Origin of the sequence: Agathobaculum faecis (genome assembly GCF_014287995.1) — a bacterium.
GTDB lineage: Bacteria > Bacillota > Clostridia > Oscillospirales > Butyricicoccaceae > Agathobaculum > Agathobaculum ammoniilyticum.
The window spans coordinates 171,458-195,555 of the sequence record NZ_JACOPL010000001.1 but is presented as its reverse complement, the minus strand read 5'-3'; the positions used below and the strand labels follow the sequence as shown (position 1 = coordinate 195,555).

The window sequence follows — 24,098 nt, the reverse complement described above, 5'->3', positions numbered from 1 at the left end:
AAAAATATACCGCTTCGCCAGGGCGGTTGCTTTCCGCCCTATTTGTCCCTTACCTGACTATGCTTCTACGACCTGCACCAGAATCTCTCCCGCGATATCCTGATACAGCTTGGCCTTCACCCGATGGACGCCAAAGGTCTTGATCGGCTCCTCCAGCACGATTTTCTGCTTCGGCACATTTAGGCCGTACTGCTTTTTCAACTCCTCCGCGATTTCTTTCGAGGTCACCGCGCCGAACAGGCGTCCGCCTGCCCCGCCTTTCGCCGGCACCTTGACCGGACTGACCTTCAGCTTTTCCGCCGCTTCCCGTGCGGCCTGCTGTTCCAGCGCCACCTTGCGGGCATGCGCCTCGTCCTGTGCTTTCTTCACGTTCAGATTATCCGCGGTGGCCGGCTCAGCCAGACCGCGCGGCAGCAGGAAATTGCGGCCATAGCCCTCGCTGACCTCGATCAGGTCGCCTTTCTTTCCTTTTCCTTTTACGTCTGCTGTAAGAATTACTTTCATGATATCTTTCTCCTTTTCAACGGGATACACTTACATTATCTGTCTACTGCGCTTCACTTTCCTGATCGGCAAAGTAGCCGTGAATCGCCTCGGTAATCATACGGTCCGCCTCCTCCGGCGTCGTATTCTTCAGCTGCGCCCCCGCGGCGGAATGGTTGCCGCCGCCTCCAAGACGCTCCATCAGCAATTGTACATTGACCTGTCCGGAGGCACGGGCGGAAACCGCCATATCCACCCCGCTGCGGAACGCGACAACGCTGGCCCTTGTCCCAATGATCGACAAAAGCTCGTCCGCCGCCTGTGCAGCCGCAATGCGGTCGATCTCCTGATCTGTGAGAGCGAAAATCACGCCTTGCCCACAATTGCGCGCGGAAGAGATGATTTTTTGCCGCTCCATATACTGATCAAAGCTTGACTGGAACAGGCGCTTGACATCGCTCACCTCCGCGCCCGCACGGCGCAGATAGGCTGCGGCCTCGAACGTGCGCACGCCGGTGCGAGTCGAATAACCCTTGGTATCCAGATAGATGCCCGCGAGCATCGCCTCCGCCTCGCCGGTGAGGATATCGTTGTTCGGCACCAGATATTGCAGCAGCTCGCTGACCAGCTCGGATGCGGAGGAAGCGTATGGCTCATGCAACGAAACGACCGCGTTCTCTATATAATCCGCAGCGCGGCGGTGATGGTCAATGACCGCCACTTTATTGATCGACTGAAGCAGCGCTTCGCTTTCTACATAGCCGGGACGGTTCACATCCACCACGATCAGAAGCGTATTAAAATCGCACATAATCATGGCGTCTTCTGCGCTGATAAAAACGTCCTTGTATTCGGGCAGGGACTCGAGTCGTTCGATCAGATCCGACGCCATGGTGTGCTGCTGGTCCACAACGATATGCACGGGCTTGCCCTTGACGCGCGCCGCGCATACCATGCCCGCCGCCGCTCCGATCGCATCCATATCGCTGTTCTTATGGCCCATGACCAGCACTTGCGAGGAGTCTCGGATGAGCTGACTCAGTGCGTTTGCCACAACGCGGCTTTTGACCTTGGTGCGCTTTTCCACTTCCTCGCTCAGGCCGCCGTAAAACTCAAAGGTGTACCGGTTTTTAATGACCGCCTGGTCACCGCCGCGTGACAGCGCCATGTCGATTGCCAGCCCAGCGTACTGATAGCTTTCCGCAAGCGTTTCCCCGTCCCTGCCGATACCGATCGACAGTGTAGCGAGGACGCCCTCGTGGTTGCGGATATCGCGCACCTCCTGCAGCACGGCGAATTTCCGCGCCGCAAGCTTGTCAAGCTCAGCGTTTTCGATGATAAAAATGTATTTATCGCGGTCGTATTTCCGCAGGACCGCGCTGCTGTCGCGCGTCCATTCGGACAGGCGGCGGTCAATATCAGCAAGGATCGCGGATTTTTCTGAGTCCGTCGCGTTCTTCATCAATTCTTCGTAGTTGTCGATCGCGATGATGGCAAGCGCCGGATGGCGCGTTTCCGCCGCGTCCCGCAGCCGGACGTATTCCGTACAGTCAATGAAATAGAGCATCATCATCTGTCCGGCGCCGCTTGGAATCATACTGCCGAATACATGGTATGCCCGACGCCCCATACGAAGCTCTCCCGGGAATTCTTCCTTCCCCTCGATCAGCCACCGTGTTTCAAACGTTGGCGCGAGTTCGGTCATTCGCATATGGCGGGCGCCGCTAAACTGGCCGCTGATTTCCGCAAACGCTTCGTTTGCCCAAACGATCTCGCCGGTCGTTGCCAGCGCAACAACCGTCGGCAGCGGAGAGTGGGTTACCGCGGGCTTTATTTCACCACCGCTGACCTCAATATTCTCCATCAGGTCCTGCACCTGACGTTTTCGCTCGGATTCCTGACGCAGCGAAGCAAGCCGGAGTATGCCGCAGACCGCTATGCCCGCGGCGCCATACCACAACGAAAAATATAATCCGCCCGCCGCAAACAGCAAAAACAGCAGGTAAAACCATGTTTGCCCAGGCTGCAGCGCTTTTTGAAATTTCTTTTTCAATTTCCGTCCCCCTTTCGGACGCAAATACGCATATTAATTATATCATCGCACGGCCGTAATGTAAACAAAAATCGTCTATGCCGATTGTGTTTTGCGGAAAAACGTGGTAAAGTAATCCCATACCCGAAAAGGAGGAAACCTTTATGCAATTTACGTTTGCACACAATAATTTCAATGTGCGTGATCTGGACCGGTCGCTCGCATTCTACCAAGAGGCGCTCGGCCTGTCCGAAGTCCGCCGCATCAGCCCTGACGATGGGAGCTTTATCATCGTCTATCTGAGCGATGGCAAAAGCGCCCACCAACTGGAGCTGACCTGGCTGCGGGATTGGGACCATGCCTATAACCTTGGCGATAACGAATTCCATCTTGCGTTTCAGGTGGACGACTTTGCAGCCGCTCATCACAAGCATGAGCAGATGGGCTGTATCTGCTTTGAAAACCCCGCGATGGGCATATACTTTATTTCCGATCCGGATGGATACTGGCTCGAGGTCATCCCCTCCCGTTGATTTACCGATCCGCAGGCTGTCAGCACAGATTCTGGCAGCCTTTTTTGTCCCCATTCGCAATTTTACGGATATTTTCCATCCATATCCATCAAAATATGATATACTGATACCGTATACGGAAAGGAGCTGGCTGTTTTTGAACCCTTATCTTGACCTGTTTCTCACCTTTGCCCGCATCGGTGTATGCACGTTTGGCGGTGGCTATGCCATGTTGCCCCTGCTCCAGCGGGAGATCGTTGAAAACCGCGGCTGGACTACTGAGGACGAGCTGATGGATTATTATGCCATCGGCCAATGCACGCCCGGTGTAATCGCAGTCAATACCTCCACCTTTGTCGGCTATAAGACCCACGGAGTGCCTGGCGCGATCTGCGCTACGGCCGGCATGGTCGCGCCGTCTCTGATAATCATTGTTATCATCGCTGCCTGTATCCAGCAGTTTGCGCATCTTGCCGTGGTGCAGCACGCTTTTTCCGGCATCCGCATCGCGGTCTGCGCGCTTGTGTTGCAGTCGGTTTTGAAAATGGCGAGGAAAGGTGTTGTTGACCTGCCTACCACCTTGATACTGCTTATTACATTTGCCGCCGTTGCATTTTTTGAGGTTTCTCCCGTAGTGATGGTGCTTCTGGCTGGCGCGGCAGGCATTGCGATCGGTTTCTTCCGGAGGCGGCGCACATGATCTATTTACAGCTAATCTGGGAATTTTTCAAAACCGGCCTTTTTTCGGTCGGCGGCGGTCTGGCGACGCTGCCCTTTCTCAAGGCCATTTCGCTCAAATACCCCTGGTTTACACCAAACGACCTGTTGGACATGATCGCGGTTTCCGAATCGACGCCTGGGCCGATCGGCATCAATACCGCGACCTACGCCGGTTTCCATGCCGCGGGGCTGGGGGGCTCTGTCATCGCAACCTGCTCGCTCGTTTTCCCTTCCGTGGTCATCATCATCCTGATCTCGCGCGCCCTGACCAGGTTTCGCGATTCCGCGCTTGTCAGGGATGCCTTTTACGGCCTGCGCCCTGCCTCCGCCGGATTGATTTTCGGCGCTATGCTGGAGGTATTTGCCGCCTCGCTTTTTCATACCGAGCTTTGGAAGGGCGTCGGCAACCTGCTTGCGTTATTAAATTTCCCTGCGATCGCCTTTTTCCTGGCGCTATCGCTGTGTATTTGGAAATTCCCCAGGCTCCATCCCATTCTATTCATTTTTGCAGGGGCCATCGGAGGCATCCTCTTTCAGTTTTAATAAAAAACGGCGGAAACCCTATCGTTTCCGCCGTTTTTTATTCGACCATCATCAAACCCGAAAGATAATCTTCCACAACATCTCGAAAATGTTCCGGTGCCACGCCATTATCTTGCAACAACGAAACCAGCCGCATGGTTTCTTCGAGCGTCAGCGCAACATCATCAATTTGGTCCACGCGCTTCCGCTCCGTTATGGCGGCTATACCATACTGCGTCCGTTCAGCACGGGCTTGTTCAGTAACAATATAGCGAACCACAGCTATCGCCCCCTTTGTTTGCAATTCATAACCCTCATTTTACGCCCCTGCACAGGTGCCGTCTGTCGAAAGCAGGCGAACGATAGCAAAAAAAGTTGCCGCAGATGGGTTGACATCTGCGGCAAATAGGCTATTTCAACAAATATTCTTCGATAAGTTGGCAAGCATCACTAATGCACCCTGGGCAGGACCGCCTTACCGTTCCATCCGGCACGCCTTTTAGCGTTCTGCAAAGGTAGGTGCCGTTCTTCTCCTCAAACGCGGCCGCTAGAGCTTTTGTCAACTTATAGGTCTGCGCCTTTGTTTCCCCCGGGTGGCTGCAGCCCTTGCTCTGCTTGCAGCCCGCCAGCATGAACGCGCCGGTCAGCGCGCCGCAAACCTCCATAAGCCCCATGCCCAGGCCAAAGCCCTCGGCCATTTTAAACGCCGTGTTTTCATCCAACCCAAACCGGTCGCAATAAGCACACACAACCGCCTGCGCGCAGTTATAGCCGCTGTCATGCAAACGTTGCGCCCGCTCTTCTCTTTCTGTCACGTTCAATCTCTCCTGTCCGTTAATATTCAACCTGCTCGAAATAGCGCATGATCGCATGGAACTGCGCCAGCGCTTCCGCCTGCCAATCCTCCTCGCTATCGATAAGCTTTTGATCCTCCTCGTTATCGATAAAGCAAAATTCACTGGTCAGGGCAGGAATACCCAGCGCGGATGCCACGCGATTCGTATAATAATAATCTCCGTTGCTTCCTTCTCGGAATACGACCTGCCGGATCGGGACGCCCAGCTTCTCATACTCCTCCAGCAGTGCCTCCGCCAGAATCCTGGTCGGCCCTCCGTCCTTATCCACGATTTGCGCCAGCGCTTCCGCACCGCGTGCCGTCGTATTGGCCGCATTATGATGGACACTGAAAAACAGATCAACCGTGTCCACATATTCTTCCATGATCTGACCGCGCAGGGAGAGCGAGCTCCCCTCCTCCAGTGTATCGCGTACCATGATCACCCGAACGCCCGCTTCCTCCAGATATTCTTCCAGATATTGCGAAACATACAAGTTGATATGCTTTTCATCCAGAGAACCGTCCTCGTTATGTGCGCCAACATCGCTGCCGCCATGGCCGGGGTCAACGATCACGGTCATTTTTCCATCAATATTCGAGGTGCGTTCCGGCCGCACCGGCTTGATAACCGGCTCCGGCTCTCCCTCGGACGTATCATAGTCCTTCACCCGTACAAGATAGTCCGCACTGCAATAGCGGTCGCTCCCGTCGTCTCCAACCATGATATGCGCCCAATTATCCGTTATCGAATCCACGACGATTTCTGTACCGTTTGTGAGCTTGCCGACCGCCGCATAAGTAAGCCCGGGACCCGTCCGTACCGAAAGGTAGTCGCTGACCTTAACCTGATAGACCCCTGTCACGAAAGGCTCTTCCGGTTCCGCAGGTTCCTGCGGCCCTTCCGGATCAGGCTCCGGCTGCATTTCCGGATCGGGCGCAGACGGCGTTTTGATCTGCACCGTCTGCGTCGCGCTTTCAAATGCCGCAGTAAACCCCATTGCAGTCGATACGTCCGCTATCTTATAATAATTGTTCCCATTGATATTATAGCCCTTGATGGATACGCCGCTGCCATCCAGCAGCAGCTTGGCGGTCGATTCCTGTACACGGAGCGTAGAGGAGGATGCAACGCTCATCTCCCCGCCCACCGCGGTGTAGACCGCGCCGGATATCAGGTCGATCGCGTTTTTCTCCCCATTCCACTGCACATCAAACGACGCCGTGGTGCCGCTGAGCAGAAACGCAATATCCCGTAGCTTAAAATAGTTGTATCCGTCAATATTATAGGCCTGCGGGCTGACGGCCTGCCCATTGACCGTGACCTTGTGCGTCGATGGAACCGTCTTGAGCGCCGCGCGTGCGGACGGCATTTGCGGGGCCGCGTTTTGCGAAACAGCGCGGCCCTCTTCTGCCGCCGGCACGCCGGCTTCCAGAACGATTTGCTGTTCGGTTTCCTCTTTTGTTATTTCACCCGCTGCGGCTGTGCCAGTTAAAATATACAGCGATGCGCACAGCAGGGCAATCATTCGTTTCAAACGCATGATAGACCTCCGGGTTGAACAAGCTGGTTTTCTCATAATACGGAACGTATTTTATCACGAAAAAGCCCGAATTTCAATGCTTTGAAGGGTAGAGCGGCGCATTTGTAATATTACAAATGCGCCGCTCTATATTACAGTTTTGCGTTAAAGCATCGCCGCGCCAATCAGCCCCGCGTCATTTCCCAGCGCGGCCGCAATGATCCTTGCATTGCATGACGCGCCCTGGAAGGTTTCCGCTTCTGTTAAGCGGCGCAGCGGCTCGATCAGTTTCTCCCCATAGCCCGCAAGGCCACCCCCGATGACAATGCACTCCGGCTGAAAAATATTGACCAGGTTCGCCAGCCCACAGGAGAGGTTGACGCAGTATTCCTCAAACAGCTCCCGCGCCAGGGTGTCACCCGCGTCTACGGCATCACATATCATTTTGGCGTTCAGCGCCCCCCGATTTTCTTCCAGAACGCTCTTTCTTCCTGCCTCCAAGGCACGCTCCGCAAAGCGGACAAAAGCCGAAGCGGAGGTATAGGCCTCCAGGCAGCCCTTTCGTCCACAGTTGCACGACTCGCCGCCCTGTCGTATCACGATGTGTCCCAATTCTCCCGCGATGCCGTTGCAGCCGGTATAAAGTTTTCCGTCTACCACAATCCCGCCTCCGACGCCGGTTCCCAGGGTAATCATCAGCATATTTCTGGTATCTTTTGCCGCGCCCGCAATCGCTTCTCCCAGCGCTGCGCAATTTGCGTCGTTATCCAGTTGGACCGCGCACTGGAATTCCGGCTCGAACGCTTGCGCGAAGCACACGTCGCTCATATCCAAATTGGTTCCGAACCGCAGCGTGCAGGTTTCCTTGTCGAACGAGCCAGGTACGCCGATACCTATACTCTGTACCTGCTCCGGCGTTATTGCCTCTTTTTCGCAAAGCGCGAGCGCGAGCGCTTTCATATCCGCCCGCAGCCCATCCGCGTCTCCCAAACGGGTGGGCGCGTTCATTTTATGCAGCAGCGTGCCATCCTCCCGACAAAGCGCCGCTTTTACCGTTGTTCCACCTAAATCAATACCGATCCGCATCATGTTTCCTCCTTTTCATCCGAACAGCGTCAAACCGCGTCCACGAAAATATTCATCCAGACGCTCCCCGCTACTGTTGACCACCAACTCCTCCGGAAACCCGATCTCTTCCAGCATCTCCAATGCGTTGTCTACACAGCCGACTGTATATTCAATATGCGAATCACTGTCCACAACGATCGGCACCTGATATTTTTTGCACAGGCGCGCGATTTCCGTGCAGTTCTCCCTGCTTCCTTTCCGGATGGCAAAGGAATTGCTGTTGATCTCCACCAACTTGCCGTACTGGTTGCACTGTGAAATAATATGCTCCATATCAAAATCAAATTTGGGGTTACCCGGATGCCCAAACGCCTGCACCCGTTTATCATGCAGCACTGCTTCGAGCGCCTCTGTATGCGCCGCCCGCGTGGAGGGGGCAAAGCAGCAGTCATGGAAAGAGGCCAGCGCAAACTCCACAGGCTCCAGGCTTTTTTCACTCATCCGGTCCAGCGCCCCGCCGGGACAGATATTGAATTCTATTCCCCGAATCACGGCCACGCCGTCTATCTCTCGCGGAATAATATTCAGGTTGGAAAAATGCCACTCATGCGGGCCGTCTGTCATATCCGGACCGTGGTCAGTAATGCCAATCGCGATCAGTCCCTTTGCTTTTGCGCCGCGAACCATCTCATATACCGTGGAGTACGCGTGTGTGCTGGCGATCGTGTGGGTATGCAGGTCTGCTACGATGTGCATAGAAAACAATTGCTCCTTTTTGTGGTGAAATCCATTTCGCGTAAAGTGTCTATCCAAACAGAAAACAGGCGTTTGACGCCTGTTTTCAAAAACGTCCGGCGCGCAGGCAAGTCATAGCGCTGCGAGGTGGCCGGCCGTACCTCTGCGCATCAGTTTCCGTACTGCTTGAGCATGCGCTCCTGCAGCTCGCGTGCCGCGTTAAAGCCCATCTTCTTTTGGCGGTCGTTCATGGCGGCGACTTCAATAATGACCGCAAGATTGCGGCCGGGCTTGACCGGAATCGTCAGCGACGGAACCGCGATATCCAGAATGCTGGTCGTCTGTCCATCCAGGCCTAGGCGGTCGTACTGCTTTCCATCCTCCCACGGCTCCAGGTTGATAACCAACTCGACCTTTTCAGTCATCTTGATCGCGCCGATGCCAAAGATCCGGCGCACATCGACAATGCCGATGCCGCGCAGCTCGATAAAATGCCGGATGACCTCGGGCGCCGTGCCGACCAGCGTCTTGTCCGACACGCGCTTGATCTCAACCGCGTCGTCCGCGATTAGCCGGTGGCCGCGCTTGACCAGCTCGATTGCAGTCTCGGATTTACCGACGCCGGAATCGCCCAGCAACAGGACGCCCTCACCGTAAATTTCGATAAGGACGCCGTGCAGCGTCACCCGCGGCGCGAGGTTGACCTTAAGGGAAGCGATCACCGCGCTCATGATCGTTGAGGTAAATTCGTTGGTGCGCAGGATCGGCACCTTATACATTTCCGCCGCCGCCCGGCACTCGGGGAACACATCGATATTCCGCGAGACAATCAATACCGGAATGCCGGTGGAAAACAGCCGCTCAAAGCATGCCAGCCGCGCTTCCGGCGTCATCTGCTCTACATAGCTTGATTCCACCTTGCCCACAATCTGAATACGATTGGGATCGAAATAATCAAAAAAACCGGCGAGCTGCAGTCCCGGGCGGTTGACATCATCTTTTGTGATCTCGATTTTCTCAAAGCCCTCCGGTCCGTAGACGACCTCAAAATCAAACTCCTGTATCAGATCGCCTAAGCTGACGCCAAATTCTTTTAACTGCATAAAAATACTCCCCTCCGCAGCGGCAGGTATGTCGATGCTTGTATTATACCCTGATTTTCCACCTTTTTCAACGTTTTCCCGCTCTTCTGCGGCAAAACTTGAAAAATAGGACTTTTTATGAAAAAACCGCTTGCATTTTTACAGGCATTATGGTATTATAATATCCGTTACGCAATGCACAAGAGAAGGAGGTGCAGGAAAATGGCAAAGTGCGATATTTGCGGCAAGGGCGTGACCTTTGGTATTCAGGTCTCTCACTCTCATCGTCGTTCCAACAGAACTTGGAAACCGAATGTTCGTCGTGTGAAGGCTCTGGTCGATGGTACTCCCCGCCATATCAACGTATGTACTCGGTGCCTCCGCTCCGGCAAGGTAACCCGCGCGATCTGAGTTTCCCGCGCGATACGTTGAAAGCATGTTGAGGCGCTCTGCTTGCAGGGCGCTTTTCTATTGCATATCCCTTTCCTCAGTACCCTTAACGGTAGGTGATTCCCATGAAAAAGGCGCTCCGCCCCGCGTTTACGGTCACAATCCCAGTGCTGTGCGGCTATCTTTTTATCGGTTTCGCATTTGGCGTGATGTTGCGCGATGCCGGCTTTACCGCTCCCTGGGCGTTTCTGTCCAGCCTGACGATCTACGCCGGATCCGGACAATATCTTCTGGTTTCGCTCCTTGCAGCAAACTCGTCCCTTGTCACCGTCGCGGTGATGACGCTTCTGCTCAACTGCCGCCATATCTTTTACGGTCTTTCTTTTCTCGATACCTTCTACCAGATGGGGCGCGCCAAGTGGTACATGATCTTTTCCCTGACCGATGAAACCTATTCCCTGCTCTGTTCGCTGAAAACGCCGGACGGTGTCGACCCTGCTGCGATGCGCTTTTTGATCTCCGTGCTTGACCAAAGCTACTGGATCATCGGCTCGGTTATTGGCGCAATCATCGGCGGCGTGCTGCCGTTCGATACCACAGGCATTGATTTCGCGATGACCGCGCTCTTTACTGTGATTTTTGTCGAGCAGTGGAAAAGCAGCAAATGCCATATCCCTGCCTTTCTCGGGCTTGGCGCGGCCGCTGTATCGCTTACCTTGCTCGGTCCGGATAACTTTATCCTGCCCGCCATGATGGCCATCTGCGTCATGCTGGTCGCGCTACGCGGGAAGCTTGCAGGGGAGGTGTCGGAATGACCCCGCAAAAAGCGTTTGCCATGATTGCCGTCGCCGCGCTCTGCACCTTTGCGACACGCGTCGCGCCGTTCCTGCTTTTTAATGGAAAAAAGCCCATCCCCCCGATCGTGCGCTATCTCGGCGAGACGCTCCCACCCGCTGTGATCGCTCTGTTGGTCATCTATTGCGTCAAAAGCGTGGACTGGCTTGCTGTGCCGCACGGTGCGCCGGAGCTGCTTTGTATCGCTGTCGTTGCGCTGCTGCACGTCTGGAAACGGAACAACCTGTTATCGATCGGCATCGGCACCATCCTGTATATGTTTTTGGTGCAGGGTATATTTGTCTGATGCCCTGTCTATCCCTGACCGCATTGGTTTTCCAATGCGGTTTTTTATTTCCCGACCAAGAATTTTGTGGTACAATAAAGCAAGCTGAAAAAGGAGTTATTTTATGCAGACTATTATTAATATGCTGGCGCATGAGCTGCGGCAGCCGGAATCATACGTTTCCAATGTCGTCAAACTGCTTGACGAGGGGAATACCGTCCCCTTTATCGCCCGCTACCGGAAAGAGCTGCACGGCGCGATGGACGACCAGATGATCCGCACGCTTGCTGACCGGCTCGGTTATCTGCGCAGCCTGGATGAAAAGCGTGCGGAAATCCGCGCATCGATCGAGTCGCAGGGCAAGCTGACCGAGACGCTTGACCACGCAATCGCAGAGGCACAGACCCTGGCCGCGCTCGACGACCTCTACCGCCCCTACCGCCCCAAGCGCCGCACCCGCGCCTCTGTTGCCCGCGAAAAGGGTCTGGAGCCTTTGGCTGCACAGCTTCTTGCCGCGCGCACGCCTTCCCCCGATCTGGACGCGCTTGCCGCGCCTTTCGTCGCTCCCGCCAAAGGCATCGAAACCGCTGTGGAAGCCTTGTCAGGCGCCTCGGACATCATTGCGGAGGATATCTCGGACGATGCGGATATCCGCGGCCGCCTGCGCCGCCTGATCCGCCAGACCGGTGTGATACAAACCGCCGGAACCGACGCGGAGGATACCGTCTATGCGATGTATCACGAATTTTCCGAGCCGGTCCGCCGGCTGCAAAGCCACCGTGTCCTTGCAATCAACCGCGGGGAAAAGGAGGGTAAGCTCAAGGTGGCCCTGACCGTGGACGACAGCCAGGCGCTGGTCGAGCTGAACCGCGCTGTCCTGCATCCCAAAAATCCGTTCTGCGCCATGCTGCGCACCACCTGTGAGGATAGCTGGAAACGGCTGCTGTTCCCCTCCTTGGAGCGCGAGCTGCGCAGCGAACTGACCGATACGGCAAACGAACAGGCGATCCATACCTTTGCGCTCAACCTGCGCCCCCTGCTTATGCAGCCGCCTGTGAAAAACCGTGTGACGCTCGGTTTCGACCCCGGCTACCGGAACGGCTGCAAGCTCGCCGTGGTGGATGGCACCGGCAAGGTGCTGGATACCGCTGTCATATACCCCACGCCGCCCTATCAAAAAGTGGACGAAGCGAAAAAAACGCTGCGCCGTTTGTGCGACGCGCACCATGTTACCTGCATCGCGATCGGCAACGGCACAGCCTCCAAGGAAAGCGAGCTATTGATTGCCGACTTTATTCGGGAATACGGCGGCGGCATCGAGTACATGGTCGTCTCTGAAGCCGGTGCCTCGGTTTATTCCGCGAGCAGGCTTGCGGCCGAGGAGTTTCCGGATTATGACGTCAACCTGCGTTCCGCCGTATCGATTGCCCGTCGTCTGCAGGATCCGCTGGCCGAACTGGTCAAAATCGACCCCAAAGCAATCGGTGTCGGGCAATACCAGCACGATATGCCGCAGGCACGCCTATCCGAGGCGCTGGATGGCGTGGTTGAGGACTGCGTCAACGCTGTCGGCGTGGATCTCAACACTGCTTCTTCCGCTTTGCTGTCGCGCGTTGCCGGCATTTCCGGTACCGTGGCGAAAAATATTACTGCCTATCGTGAGGAACACGGCTGTTTTGACAGCCGCAGGCAGCTATTGAAGGTAAAAGGGCTTGGCCCCAAGGCTTATGAGCAATGTGCGGGCTTTCTGCGCGTACCGGAAAGTGACAACCTGCTCGACCGGACCGCGGTCCATCCCGAATCCTACGCCGCGGCTGAAACGCTGCTTACCCTGTGCGGATACTCCGTTCAGGACGCTGCTTCCGGCAAGCTGGGAGAGCTTTCTGCACGCATAGAGAAACTGGGCCGAACCGATGCCGCACAGCGCTGCGGGGTTGGTGTGCCGACCCTGATGGATATTATTTCCGAGCTTCAGAAGCCCGGGCGCGATCCACGCGATGAGCTGCCGCCGCCGCTGCTCCGCGCGGATGTCCTCGATTTCAAGGACCTGAAGCCTGGTATGAAGCTCAAAGGAACGGTACGCAATGTGGCGGATTTCGGCGCGTTCGTGGATATCGGCGTCCATCAGGACGGTTTGGTGCATATCTCGCAAATCTGCAGCCGTTATATCAAGCACCCCTCCGAAGCGGTCACCGTCGGTGATATCGTGGATGTGGTCGTCCTGTCGGCTGATCCCAAAAGCCACCGCATCGCCCTTTCCATGAAGCAGGCCAAATAAACGGAAAACGGGGTACAGCAAAAGCTGTACCCCGTTTTTTATAATACCTTGGACAGGAAATCTTTCAGCCGAGGATGCTTCGGATTGGTGAAAAAAGCGTGCGGCTCGTTCTGCTCCACAATGTTTCCCCCATCCATAAACAGTACACGGGTGCCGACCTCGCGTGCGAATCCCATTTCGTGTGTAACCACAACCATGGTCATGCCATCGTCCGCAAGCTCTTTCATGATCTCCAGCACTTCACCGACCATTTCGGGATCCAGTGCGGAGGTAGGCTCGTCAAACAGCATCACATCCGGATTCATTGCCAGCGCGCGGGCGATTGCGATACGCTGCTGCTGCCCGCCGGACAGCTGAACCGGATAGCTGTCCGCCTTATCCGGCAGACCGACGCGCTCCAACAGTTGTATCGCACGCTTGTCCGCCTCATCCTCTGTCATGATCTTGAGCTTGACAGGTGCCAGCTTAATATTCTCACGCACGGTCAGATGAGGAAACAGGTTGAACTGCTGGAACACCATGCCCATCTTGCGGCGGATCAAATTGATATCGGTCACCTTGCTGGTGATATTCTGCCCTTCAAAAATGATATCGCCGCTGGTAGGCTCCTCCAGCAGGTTGAGGCAGCGCAGAAAAGTGGATTTGCCGGACCCCGACGGTCCGATAATAACGACCTTTTCTCCCTTTTCGATATGCTCGTTGACGCCCTTGAGCACCTGATGATCCCCAAAGGACTTGCACAGGTTTTTAACGTCGATCACTTGCACGCAGCCTCCTTTCCAAAATACCGAGCAGCTTGGTCAAAATCAGGACGATCACAAGATAAATGACCGCCAAGCTGACATACGGCACAAAGGGCTGATAAGTATTGGCAACGATATTCTGCGCCTGCTTGGTCACGTCGCGCAGCATAATGACCGAAACCAGCGAGGTATCCTTGAGCAGGGTAATCATCTCGTTGCCCAGCGCAGGCAGGATATTTTTAATGGCCTGCGGGATGATGATGTAGCGCATCGTTTTGCCGTAGTTCAGGCCAAGCGAGCGCCCCGCCTCCATTTGGCCGGCGCTGATCGACATCAGGCCGCTTCGCGCGATCTCCGCAACATAGGCGCCCGAGTTGATGCCCAGCGTCACAATACCGCATATCAGGCTGCCGAAGTCATCCTTCGGCACCATGATGACAAAACAACTGATTAAAAGTTGAACCATCATTGGAGTACCACGGATCACGGCCAGATATACCTTGCACAATACATTCAGCACGCCTAGCACCGGATTGTGCTTGCCCATCCGCTGGGAGTCGTGCGCCGTGCGGACCATGGCGACCAGCAGGCCGATGATGATACCCAAAATAAGCGCGCCGATCGTTACGATAAATGTGATACGCAGGCCTTGGGCAAACCAAGTCCAACGGTCTTGGTAAATAAAGGTCTGGTAGAGCTGGAACAGCAGCCTTTGCAGATTTTCCGGAAGCGAGAGAATCCAGTCAGGCGCGGTTTCCAGCCAGTTTGACAATGTGAGCGTTACCACAGCCTATCCCCTTTCTATTTCTCATAATCGAGCGAAAAGGGGCGGCGCGCGCCGTCCCCTTTCGTTCATAACCAAATCAATTACTCGCCATCTGCCGTGATGTATTTGTCGATGATGGACTGAAGCGTACCGTCGTCTTTCAGCTCCTGCATCGCCGCGTTTACCTGCTCCAGCAACTCTGTGTTGTCCTTGCTGATCGCCGCCGCGTAATCCTCGTTTGCGTATGCGGTATCCAAAATCTTGAGGCCCTCGTTAGCCGCTACATAATTCTTTGCCGGCTCCTGGTCAATAACCACACAGTCGATCTGGCCGTTGACCAAAGCGGCCACCGCAAGCGGACCGTTATCAAACTGCTTGACGTTCTCCTGACCATAATCATCGGTGCAGTACAGGTCGCCGGTCGTGCCGGTCTGCACGCCGATGGTCTTACCGGTCAGATCTACCGCAAGCGAGCCATCCTCCTGCTCTACCGGTGCGATATCCGAATTTTCCGGAACAATAACTACCTGTACGCCGGTTGCATAAGAATCAGTGAAGTTCACCTGATCCGCACGCTCCGGATCCACCGTCATACCAGCCAGAACAATATCAATCGTACCAGCCTGCAACGCCGGAATCAGCGATTCAAACGCCATATCGGTGATATCAAGCTCCATGCCGAGCTTCTCGGCAACCGCCGCAGCGATTTCCGCGTCAATGCCTGCAACCTCGCCGTTTTCATCGGTAAACTCATACGGCGGGAAGGTTGCGTTGGTACCCATGCGCAGCACGCCGCCATCCGCCGTATCCGTGCTGTCGGTCGCGGCCGCGTCCGTGTTGCTATCCTCATTCTGCTGGGTGTCGGTATTGCCGCCGCAGCCGCTCAACAGCAGAGAGCCGGCCAGCACCATGCTCAGCATTGCAATCGAAAATTTCTTCATTGCTTCTTTCTCCTCCTTATCTCGGCCGTTTGGGCGGCCGAACATTTCAGACAAGATATATTATACAGTGCCGCGTTTAAAAATGCAACACAAAAAACAGGGAAAACCGCCGAAAAACACCCGCTCTTTTTTATTATATCGTTCATGGTGACCAATCTCCGTACCGCGGCATAGTCTGACAGCGACAAAATCCTGTTTGGAGGTCCTAGTTATGCCGAGTATCTACTTATCTCCCTCAACCCAAGAATACAACCTTTATTATGATGGACATGGCAGCGAAGAGTATTATATGAACCAGATCGCGGATGCAATGGCACCCTACCTGACCGCTTCCGGCATTGAATTCACGCGCAACACTCCGGAAATGACAGCCGCCTCCTCCATCCGCGCGTCCAACGAGGGCAATTACGACGCGCATATCGCCCTACATTCCAACGCTGCGCCCGTCAATCTGTCTGGTCAGCTTCGCGGCACGGATGTTTATTATTATCCCGATTCCCTGCGCAGCGAAGAGATTGCTCAGACCATTGTTTCCGGCCTGAAAGCCCTCTATCCCAACCCCGACGATGTTACCGTCCGGCCGACCACCTCGCTCGGCGAGGTCACGCGCACCCGCGCCCCCTCCGTCCTGATCGAATTCGCCTACCACGACAATCCCATGGACGCGGAATGGATCCGCAATCATATCGATGAAATCGCCCGAAACGTCGTCCTTTCCCTGACAGAGTACTTTAAAATCCCCTTTGTCGAACCGCAACCGATCCAAACCGCCACTGTGGAGGTATCTTCCGGCAACCTGAACATCCGTTCCGCTCCCTCCCTTTCCGCGCCTGTTATCGGCAAGGCGCCCAACGGCGCGCAGGTTTTTGTGCTTGGGCAATATGACGGGTGGTACGTTGTGCGCTACGATCAATACGAAGGGTATGTATCCGGCGACTATATTGTACTCAATTATTGAATCGGATTGTATAATTTGGTCAAAACAACCGATTATGTGTCCTTATTTATACTTGCGTTCCCACCGCATAAACAGTATAATAATACTGTTCGATGCGATTTAACGCAAGGAGGTACTTAAAGAGTGTATCAGATCTTAGAAAAAAAGACGCTGAATGCCAACACAAAGCTGATGGTAATAGAAGCGCCTCATGTCGCGCGCAAGGCGGAACCTGGTCAGTTCATCATCCTGCGTGTGACTGAGGACGGAGAGAGGATCCCGCTGACAATCGCGGAATATGACCGCGAAAAGGGTACGATCACGATTATTTTCCAGGAGGTCGGCGCGACGACAATGGCACTCGGCCAGTTGAACGTGGGCGACTGCCTGCACGATTTCGTCGGTCCCCTGGGCAAAGCGAGCGAGCTTGAGGGCTTGAAAAAAGTCGCCGTTGTCGGCGGCGGTCTGGGCTGCGCCATTGCCTACCCGCAGGCGAAAAAGCTGCATGAGATGGGCTGCGAGGTCGACCTGATCGCCGGCTTCCGCAACAAGGATATCATTATCCTCGAGGACGAGATGAAAGCCGCATCCACCAACCTTTATGTTGTCACGGACGACGGCTCGAACGGCCGCAAGGCGCTTGTCACCGAAGTTTTGAAAGAGTTGATCGAGGCGGGCAACCAGTACGACGCGGTCATCGCCATCGGGCCGATGATCATGATGAAGTTCGTAGCGGAAACCACCCGCCCCTATGGCATCAAGACCATTGTTTCTATGAACACGATCATGGTGGACGGCACGGGCATGTGCGGCGGCTGCCGCCTGACGGTTGGCGGAGAGACCAAGTTCGCCTGCGTGGATGGACCGGATTTTGACGGGCATCTGGTTGACTTCGATGGTTCGATGCGCCGCAGCGCGATGTACAAGGCGCAGGAAAAGGCGTCTGTCGAGCGTCACGAGTGCAATCTGATGAAGCAGGAGGTCAAGTGAGATGCCGAACATGAATCCGAAAAAAATGCCCATGCCGGAGCAGGACCCCAACGTCCGCAACAAGAACTTTGATGAGGTCACACTCGGCTACACACCGGAAATGGCGGTCGAGGAAGCGCAGCGTTGCCTGAACTGCAAGCATAAGCCCTGTATCTCGGGCTGTCCAGTGCAGGTAAAGATCCCTGAATTTATCGCGCTTGTCGCCGAGAGCAAATTCCTCGAAGCTGCGGCCAAAATCAAGGAAACCTCTGCGCTGCCCGCTGTCTGCGGCCGCGTGTGCCCGCAGGAAACACAGTGCGAGCAGAAATGCGTACGCGGCATTAAGGGTGAGCCGGTCGCGATCGGCCGCCTGGAGCGCTTTGTCGCGGATTATGCGCGCGAGCACGGTGAAGAAAAACCCGTCCAGCCTGCGGCGAATGGCCACAAGTGTGCGATTGTGGGCGCCGGCCCTGCCGGTCTGACCTGCGCGGGTGATTTGGCGCGCATGGGCTACCAAGTAACTGTTTTTGAAGCGCTGCATACCGCCGGCGGCGTGCTGATGTACGGTATACCGGAATTCCGTCTCCCCAAGGCGATCGTCCAGAAGGAGATCGACACGCTGAAAGACCTTGGCGTCGAATTTGTACTTAATTTTGTCGTCGGCCGTTCGGAAACCATTGACGAACTGTTTGCGGACGGTTATGAGGCGATTTTCGTTGGCTCGGGTGCGGGCCTGCCAACCTTTATCGGCGTGCCGGGTGAAAACGCAAACGGCGTGTACTCGGCAAACGAATACCTGACCCGTATCAATCTGATGAAGGCCTACCGCGACGGTGCGGATACGCCGATTCTGCACGCGCACAAGGTAGCGGTTGTCGGCGGCGGAAACGTGGCGATGGACGCGGCGCGCTGCGCCAAGCGCATGGGCGCGGAGGAGGTCTACATTGTTTACCGCCGTTCGGAAAAGGAACTCCCCGCCCGTCTGGAGGAGATCCATCACGCCAAGGAAGAGGGCATTATCTTCAAGTTCCTGACCGCGCCGCTGGAAATCACCGCGGACGAGAATTACAATGTAACCGGCATGAAGTGCCAGCAGATGGAGTTGGGCGAGCCGGATGAATCCGGCCGGCGCCGTCCGGTGCCGGTGCCGGGCAGCGAATTCACCCTCGATCTGGACTGCGTGATTGCGGCAATCGGCACAAGCCCCAACCCGCTCATCCGTACGACCACCCCTGGACTGGACACAAACCGCAAGGGTTGCATCGTAGCGGATGAGGAACACGGCATCACCTCCAAGGACGGAGTTTTTGCTGGCGGCGATGCCGTCACCGGCGCAGCCACCGTTATCCTCGCTATGGGCGCGGGCAAGCGCGCCGCTGCTGCGATGGATGAATACATTAAAAACAAAAAATAACTGCCTATTGAAAAAGGACCTGCATACATGCAGGTCCTTTTGTTTTTCCTCACCGGTTTTCTCCACTGCTTCAGTTTGGCGCGGGCAACTGGTTATTTCTCACGATCCCCAGATGCAGTTCTCCCGCACGCAGAGTGACCGACTCGCCCAACAGGGAAAAGAATTCCGCAGGCGCCCAGCTAACGCCATCCACCTCGTAGGGCGCTGCGCCAAGCGCCATGGCCACGCCCATGCGGATATCCGCGGCATATTGGTCCTTTCCCAATACCAACAGCGTTTCCCGCTCCCCTTTTTTCAGAGATATGCTTTCGTTTTCGCCATTCCAGACCACCGTATAGCCTAACGCCTCTGCCGCCGTACGCACGGGTACCATCAAGATACCTTGCTCCACGCGCCCATCGAGTGGAAGTACCATGTCCCCTTCCACGACGATCGCAAAACGGCTACCCTGCTGCGCGGGGATGACAATACGCGTTGCAACCGCCTGCCCCGGCTCGGACAACGCCACCTGATCGTACCAAGCGAAAAACCGTGTCCCCATATGGATATCATCTGCTGAAGCGATATTTTTTGTGCCTAACGGCCGAATATCCGTATCTTTCTGCACGGTAAGCAGCAACTCTCCATTATCCGTCAGGATGGTAACGCTCCCATCCTCCTCCGCGGGATGCTGGATGGCTTCCGCAGTGAGCAGGCGCGCCGGCGCATGTCCATCCTCCAGGTTGACCAGAACCGCCGCCGCGTCGGTCTGCGGCGGTTCAGTTTCCATCACATAGTCCGCATAATAGACGAATACCTTGTCGCCCGCTGCGATATCGGTTTCCGAAACCGGAGTACCTGTTTGGGTGTCCATGAGCAAGGTGTTGGAAAAGCGCATCACCAACCGGTCATACATATCGGTTTTGACCGTCATGACCGACTCCATGCCGGATTTGACCTGCATTTCAAGAACGGTCGCATACTCTCCTGCCGGCGATTGCTGCAGCGCAGGCAGCTGCTTGTTTGGCACGCTCACCTCCTCCACACCCATAGCCCCTGCTGAAAACGAGCCGACATACAGCAGCGCGGCCGCCAGCATACTGGACAAAAACTTCCTTTTCATGCATATCCCTCCTTTTCTATTTGGACGACGCCCCGTTCTCTTTTGTTCCCTTTACACGGCCGCCCTGTTATTTTACCAAGGGGTATTGCTCCAAGTTTGCCGGCGCGGAAACCGTGACCTGATTGTCAACTCCCTGCAGCGTCATGCGACTCTCCACCTGGCCGGATATGCCGTCTGCCGCAAAGCCAAACCGGACCTCCTGCGCCTGAATCAAACCATCCGAGGCTTCCTGCACGACAGTAAACCCTTCGATTTCCAGATCGCCCAGCGCCCCCACTGCCGACTGCGCAGCTTCCAGCACACTGTCCAACCGCGCCAGCCCCGCCTGATTATATCCAATGGTATAACTTTGGCCGGATACCGAAACCGAATCGATCAATGCCACAGGGACGCGCGCATAACCTTCAAACGCGAGCTGCATCTGCCCATTGGTCAAAGCGCGCCGCGATTTTGTCCCGTCCTGCCGCAAATAGCGAAAGCCATTTGCCGTATAACTTTCGGCAGTAAATGTTTTTTCTCCGGCCTGCTCCGCAGACAGGGTGACTGTGCGGTCTGTAAGCATCGCCGGCGCGCCCAAATCGATCGCTGTCTGCTCCTCGCAGGTCATTACAAAGGTACCCGCATCCACGCGCAGCTCCTGACCGACGGACAACGCCGTCAATCCATCCATTTTACTGGTCGCATCCAGATAACGGTTATAGGCCTGGAATAATTCCTGATACGGCGCAGCAGCCGGCTCCTCTACCGCGCCGGCTGCTGCCAGCCGCGCCAGCAGCGTGTCATCCGTACCCTTCGGAGATATCGAAAGCGCCGTATAGCTTGCCGCCACAACATGGTCGCGCAGGAAATCCGCTTCATTTACAGTTGCCGGATCGTACAGCCCGATCCGACTGGCAAAGCGGGATGAATCCGCGTAAACAAAATCCCCATCTGCTTCTGTATAGCCCAGCGCGCGCAGCAAAAACGCCGCGTACATTTGCGCGGTACATTGTTCCTCTGGTTCGAATGTCGTTTCGGTCGCGCCGGTCGTCAGACCGTTTTCATACAGATACTGCACATAGGGCTTTTCCCACTCCTGCAGGTCGGTAAACGGCGCGTCATACGCCAGCCGGCCGGCTTCTTCCTCTTTCCCCAGCAGCCGAACCAGCATCGCGGCCGCTTCAGCGCGGGTCGGCGCGCGGTCCAGTTCATATCCCTGCTCGGTTCCTCTGAACAGGCCCATATCGTCCAAATGCTCCGCACATTCGGTAAAATCCGCGGCAAACGCCGAAACCGTCAGGGCTGCGGCCAACGCCGCGCCCGCGCAAAGCATACGCGTCCATTTATTCATTCGCATTGTCTCCCATCGTTTCAATATTCCAAATTTGTGATGATTTGTTTTTTAATTATAGCACAGCTTCGTATGTTTTCCAAGGGAAAGCGGGCATACTATGCGGGAAACGGAAAGGAAGTGCTCTTCAATGACTAGTATACAAAAATGTGGCGTGATCGGCGTCGGTTTTGTCGGTGCGACCAGCGCGTTTACATTGTCCACCTCCGGCCTTTTCTCTGAAGTCGTACTTGTCGATATGAACCGCAAAAAGGCGGAAGGCGAGGCTGCGGATATCAACCACGGCATTTCCTTTGCAAAGCCGTGCTTTGTCCGTGCCGGCGACTACGGCGACCTTGCGGAGTGCGGGCTTGTCGTCATCGCCGCGGGCGCAAACCAGAAGCCGGGCGAGACGCGTATCGAGCTGCTCGGCCGGAACCGTGTCATCATGTCCTCGATCATCGAACATCTGATGGCGGTCAACCAGTCCGCCGTACTGCTGATCGTGTCCAATCCGGTCGATGTGCTGACCTATATGGCACAGAAGATGTCCGGCCTGCCCGCCGGTCAGGTCATCGGTTCAGGAACCGTTCTTGATACCGCGCGGCTCAAATACCTGGTCGGCCAGCACCTCAATGTGGACAGCCGCAACGTCCATGCCTTTATCATCGGCGAGCACGGCGACAGCGAGCTTGCCGTTTGGTCAAGCGCAAATATCTCGGGCGTCGATCTCGCGGATTACTGCCGCATCACCGGAAAGGACGATTCATTCGGGGCGATGCAGCGCATCTACGAAAATGTACGTGACGCCGCCTATTCTATTATCGAGGGCAAGGGCGCGACTTACTACGGCATCGGTATGGCGGTCCGGCGCATCGCGGAGGCAATTGTACGAGACGAACACTCGGTTCTCCCTGTATCCTCCATGATTTCCGGCCATTACGGTGTGGATGGCATTTGCCTCGGCCTACCCGCCGTTGTGGGCAGGAACGGCGCAGAATCCGTGCTCGACATCCCGTTGTCGCAGGATGAACTGTTCCAGCTCCAGTCCTCCGCGCAAAAAATGAAAGAGCTGATCGACGAGCTGGGCGATTAAAAAAGCGGAACGGCAAAAGCCGTTCCGCCTTTTATTTCACACTGTTTCTGTTATGCAGCAGCCTCATCCGCGCCACCGATCAGGTCAGTGTAGCTGTCCAGATCGCTCGGAAGCGTGATCGTTACATTTCCAATCGAGTTGATGTCGCACTTCATGTTCATATCCATGGTCATGGTCTGACCCTCAACCGTCATGGTCATCTTCATGTTCATATCCATGCCGCTGATCTTACCATTGGAAACTGTCGCCTTGGAGATGACCTCGCCGATATCGATCGCTACGCCTTCTGCCGCAGTGTCAATATTCATGGAATCCAGAACAGAATTCACCAGGCCACTCATGCCAGCCGAAGAATAGGTCACCGTCATTGTGCTGCCGGACTTCGTGATCGACTCGATCAGGCAGATCGGCTCGCTGTTCTGAAGGTCCGTCAGATCGCCCATCTGGGACATCGCATCCTCCATGGACATCTCCATCTTAACCTTCTGATCGCCCATATTCATGTAGTAAACGCCATCCGTGTAGTAGTACTCCATCGGCATTTCAAACGATGTATCCGCACCCTCTTCCACTAGGGATTCATCGATTGTCACTTCTATCGTACCCGTAACGGCCATCTTGGACTGATCCAGGCTCTCCATATCCATGTCCGCCTTAATTTCCATCGGCATGGACAGGCTCATGACCTGCTGATCGCCCAGCGCAACGCTGGCGGAAACATCAGCGGAAACGTCCATCTTGGTCGCGTCGCCCATAGCGGCGGTCGCTTCCACATAGGCATCATAATTGTCAAAGAACGCCAGCAGGCTTTCCGCCTTGGCTTCGTCTACGGCGCCATCCGCCACCAGCTTCTCCAGCAGTTTGGTCTCGGTCTCGCCCTTCACGTCGGTGTTCAGCGCAGTCAGGCTCATCGCCGCCACATGGTCGCGCAGGAACGCGCTCTCATTGCAGTTGGCATAGTCGACCAGGCCGATGGTCTCGCCGAAATCAATCGCCGCGTCATAGGTGAAATCGCCCTCTGCCGCATCGCTGTAACCGAGCGCGCGGAGCAGGAACGTCGTGTACATCTGCGCGGAGCAGGCCTCTTCCGGCTCAAAGGTCGTTTCGGTCGCGCCATTGGTCAGCTTATTATCATACAGATACTGGACGTACGGCTTCTGCCAGTCATCCAGATCGGTAAACGGAGCCTCATAAGTAAGCTCTTTCGCTTCCGCTTCCTTACCGAGCAGACGTACCAGCATGGTTGCAGCCTCGCCGCGGGTCGGTGCGCGGTCAAGCTCATACCCGTCCTCCGTACCCTGAAACAGTCCCAAATCCTTGAGCTGATCAGCGCAATTATCATAGCTTGCAGCACCTGCGGTTACCGCAAGGCCCGCCGCTACCAGCACGGATGCCAGCACAATCCTTAATTTTGTTTTCATCTTTCTGCCTCCTTTTACTACAGCAGCTTGACTGCTGTTTGATTTATTTTACCATTACATTTAGATAATGTAAACAATTTTCTATTTCTTTTTTTCGCAT

The 24,098-nt window shown here is 55.4% G+C and carries 25 protein-coding genes; 11 read left to right on the top strand and 14 right to left on the bottom strand.

The window, feature by feature from the left end; genetic code table 11:
- Nucleotides 1-57: 57 nt before the first annotated feature.
- A complete protein-coding gene (rplI, locus tag H8S45_RS00985; RefSeq protein ID WP_054326073.1) occupies nucleotides 58-504 on the bottom strand; it encodes a 50S ribosomal protein L9 in 447 nt (148 codons plus the stop codon).
- Nucleotides 505-547: 43 nt separating this feature from the next.
- Complete coding sequence (locus H8S45_RS00980) at nucleotides 548-2,536, bottom strand: DHH family phosphoesterase (protein ID WP_107630462.1); 1,989 nt, start codon at nucleotides 2,534-2,536, stop codon at nucleotides 548-550.
- A gap of 143 nt (nucleotides 2,537-2,679) precedes the next feature.
- Here H8S45_RS00980 and H8S45_RS00975 point away from each other — a divergent pair, with 143 nt between their 5' ends.
- The 3 genes from H8S45_RS00975 to H8S45_RS00965 all read left to right on the top strand — a co-directional run bounded on the left by H8S45_RS00975 (nucleotide 2,680) and on the right by H8S45_RS00965 (nucleotide 4,290).
- Complete coding sequence (locus H8S45_RS00975) at nucleotides 2,680-3,048, top strand: VOC family protein (protein ID WP_054325906.1); 369 nt, start codon at nucleotides 2,680-2,682, stop codon at nucleotides 3,046-3,048.
- Nucleotides 3,049-3,184: 136 nt separating this feature from the next.
- Complete coding sequence (locus H8S45_RS00970) at nucleotides 3,185-3,727, top strand: chromate transporter (protein WP_054325905.1); 543 nt, start codon at nucleotides 3,185-3,187, stop codon at nucleotides 3,725-3,727.
- Entirely contained in the window at nucleotides 3,724-4,290 is a 567-nt protein-coding gene (locus H8S45_RS00965) for a chromate transporter (protein WP_147573673.1), read from the top strand. The genes H8S45_RS00970 and H8S45_RS00965 overlap by 4 nt, the downstream gene beginning before the upstream one ends.
- Nucleotides 4,291-4,327: 37 nt before the next feature.
- Here H8S45_RS00965 and H8S45_RS00960 read toward each other — a convergent pair whose 3' ends face one another.
- The 6 genes from H8S45_RS00960 to hprK form a co-directional block, all read right to left on the bottom strand.
- A complete protein-coding gene (locus tag H8S45_RS00960; protein WP_147573672.1) occupies nucleotides 4,328-4,549 on the bottom strand; it encodes a DUF6514 family protein in 222 nt (73 codons plus the stop codon).
- A gap of 130 nt (nucleotides 4,550-4,679) precedes the next feature.
- Nucleotides 4,680-5,084 (bottom strand): C-GCAxxG-C-C family protein, encoded by a 405-nt coding sequence (locus H8S45_RS00955; protein WP_262563557.1) that lies wholly within the window; start codon nucleotides 5,082-5,084, stop codon nucleotides 4,680-4,682.
- 19 nt (nucleotides 5,085-5,103) lie between these two features.
- Entirely contained in the window at nucleotides 5,104-6,648 is a 1,545-nt protein-coding gene (locus tag H8S45_RS00950; RefSeq protein WP_161804668.1) for an N-acetylmuramoyl-L-alanine amidase, read from the bottom strand.
- Nucleotides 6,649-6,792: 144 nt separating this feature from the next.
- Nucleotides 6,793-7,716: an ROK family protein gene (locus H8S45_RS00945; RefSeq protein ID WP_054325901.1), complete on the bottom strand. Its 924-nt coding sequence runs from the start codon at nucleotides 7,714-7,716 to the stop codon at nucleotides 6,793-6,795.
- Nucleotides 7,717-7,728: 12 nt separating this feature from the next.
- A complete protein-coding gene (locus H8S45_RS00940) occupies nucleotides 7,729-8,451 on the bottom strand; it encodes a phosphatase (RefSeq protein WP_054325900.1) in 723 nt (240 codons plus the stop codon).
- 149 nt (nucleotides 8,452-8,600) lie between these two features.
- On the bottom strand, nucleotides 8,601-9,533 hold the full coding sequence (gene hprK, locus H8S45_RS00935; RefSeq protein ID WP_107630457.1) for an HPr(Ser) kinase/phosphatase: 933 nt from the start codon (nucleotides 9,531-9,533) through the stop codon (nucleotides 8,601-8,603).
- A gap of 201 nt (nucleotides 9,534-9,734) precedes the next feature.
- Here hprK and rpmB point away from each other — a divergent pair, with 201 nt between their 5' ends.
- The 4 genes from rpmB (at nucleotide 9,735) to H8S45_RS00915 (ending at nucleotide 13,300) form a co-directional block, all read left to right on the top strand.
- Nucleotides 9,735-9,923: a 50S ribosomal protein L28 gene (rpmB, locus tag H8S45_RS00930; protein ID WP_078096872.1), complete on the top strand. Its 189-nt coding sequence runs from the start codon at nucleotides 9,735-9,737 to the stop codon at nucleotides 9,921-9,923.
- 104 nt (nucleotides 9,924-10,027) lie between these two features.
- Nucleotides 10,028-10,717 (top strand): AzlC family ABC transporter permease, encoded by a 690-nt coding sequence (locus H8S45_RS00925; RefSeq protein WP_054325899.1) that lies wholly within the window; start codon nucleotides 10,028-10,030, stop codon nucleotides 10,715-10,717.
- Nucleotides 10,714-11,043: a branched-chain amino acid transporter permease gene (locus H8S45_RS00920; protein WP_054325898.1), complete on the top strand. Its 330-nt coding sequence runs from the start codon at nucleotides 10,714-10,716 to the stop codon at nucleotides 11,041-11,043. The genes H8S45_RS00925 and H8S45_RS00920 overlap by 4 nt, the downstream gene beginning before the upstream one ends.
- Nucleotides 11,044-11,146: 103 nt before the next feature.
- Entirely contained in the window at nucleotides 11,147-13,300 is a 2,154-nt protein-coding gene (locus H8S45_RS00915) for a Tex family protein (protein ID WP_054325897.1), read from the top strand.
- Between the two features lie 38 nt (nucleotides 13,301-13,338).
- Here H8S45_RS00915 and H8S45_RS00910 read toward each other — a convergent pair whose 3' ends face one another.
- From H8S45_RS00910 to H8S45_RS00900, 3 genes are all read right to left on the bottom strand, one after another.
- Nucleotides 13,339-14,061 (bottom strand): amino acid ABC transporter ATP-binding protein, encoded by a 723-nt coding sequence (locus H8S45_RS00910; RefSeq protein ID WP_107630453.1) that lies wholly within the window; start codon nucleotides 14,059-14,061, stop codon nucleotides 13,339-13,341.
- Nucleotides 14,048-14,830, bottom strand: a complete 783-nt coding sequence (locus H8S45_RS00905) for an amino acid ABC transporter permease (protein WP_107630452.1) — start codon at nucleotides 14,828-14,830, stop codon at nucleotides 14,048-14,050. The genes H8S45_RS00910 and H8S45_RS00905 overlap by 14 nt, the downstream gene beginning before the upstream one ends.
- Nucleotides 14,831-14,910: 80 nt before the next feature.
- Nucleotides 14,911-15,750 carry a basic amino acid ABC transporter substrate-binding protein gene (locus tag H8S45_RS00900; protein ID WP_054325896.1) on the bottom strand — a complete coding sequence of 280 codons (840 nt, stop codon included), beginning with the start codon at nucleotides 15,748-15,750 and terminating at the stop codon, nucleotides 14,911-14,913.
- A 211-nt stretch (nucleotides 15,751-15,961) separates the two neighbouring features.
- On the opposite strand from H8S45_RS00900, the gene H8S45_RS00895 reads away from it, so the two are divergent.
- The 3 genes from H8S45_RS00895 to gltA all read left to right on the top strand — a co-directional run bounded on the left by H8S45_RS00895 (nucleotide 15,962) and on the right by gltA (nucleotide 19,070).
- Nucleotides 15,962-16,708, top strand: coding sequence for an SH3 domain-containing protein (locus H8S45_RS00895; RefSeq protein ID WP_054325895.1), 747 nt, complete (start codon nucleotides 15,962-15,964; stop codon nucleotides 16,706-16,708).
- Between the two features lie 123 nt (nucleotides 16,709-16,831).
- Nucleotides 16,832-17,677: a sulfide/dihydroorotate dehydrogenase-like FAD/NAD-binding protein gene (locus tag H8S45_RS00890; protein ID WP_107630451.1), complete on the top strand. Its 846-nt coding sequence runs from the start codon at nucleotides 16,832-16,834 to the stop codon at nucleotides 17,675-17,677.
- 1 nt (nucleotide 17,678) lies between these two features.
- On the top strand, nucleotides 17,679-19,070 hold the full coding sequence (gltA, locus tag H8S45_RS00885) for an NADPH-dependent glutamate synthase (protein ID WP_107630450.1): 1,392 nt from the start codon (nucleotides 17,679-17,681) through the stop codon (nucleotides 19,068-19,070).
- A 70-nt stretch (nucleotides 19,071-19,140) separates the two neighbouring features.
- On the opposite strand, the gene H8S45_RS00880 is transcribed toward gltA, so the two are convergent.
- Together H8S45_RS00880 and H8S45_RS00875 are read right to left on the bottom strand one after the other, a co-directional pair.
- Nucleotides 19,141-20,172: a copper amine oxidase N-terminal domain-containing protein gene (locus H8S45_RS00880; protein ID WP_147573670.1), complete on the bottom strand. Its 1,032-nt coding sequence runs from the start codon at nucleotides 20,170-20,172 to the stop codon at nucleotides 19,141-19,143.
- 67 nt (nucleotides 20,173-20,239) lie between these two features.
- Nucleotides 20,240-21,502, bottom strand: a complete 1,263-nt coding sequence (locus tag H8S45_RS00875; RefSeq protein WP_107630448.1) for an S-layer homology domain-containing protein — start codon at nucleotides 21,500-21,502, stop codon at nucleotides 20,240-20,242.
- Between the two features lie 130 nt (nucleotides 21,503-21,632).
- Between H8S45_RS00875 and H8S45_RS00870 the strand changes: the two genes are divergently transcribed.
- Entirely contained in the window at nucleotides 21,633-22,577 is a 945-nt protein-coding gene (locus H8S45_RS00870) for an L-lactate dehydrogenase (RefSeq protein WP_107630447.1), read from the top strand.
- A gap of 50 nt (nucleotides 22,578-22,627) precedes the next feature.
- Here H8S45_RS00870 and H8S45_RS00865 read toward each other — a convergent pair whose 3' ends face one another.
- Complete coding sequence (locus H8S45_RS00865; RefSeq protein ID WP_054325890.1) at nucleotides 22,628-23,998, bottom strand: S-layer homology domain-containing protein; 1,371 nt, start codon at nucleotides 23,996-23,998, stop codon at nucleotides 22,628-22,630.
- Nucleotides 23,999-24,098 lie beyond the last annotated feature (100 nt).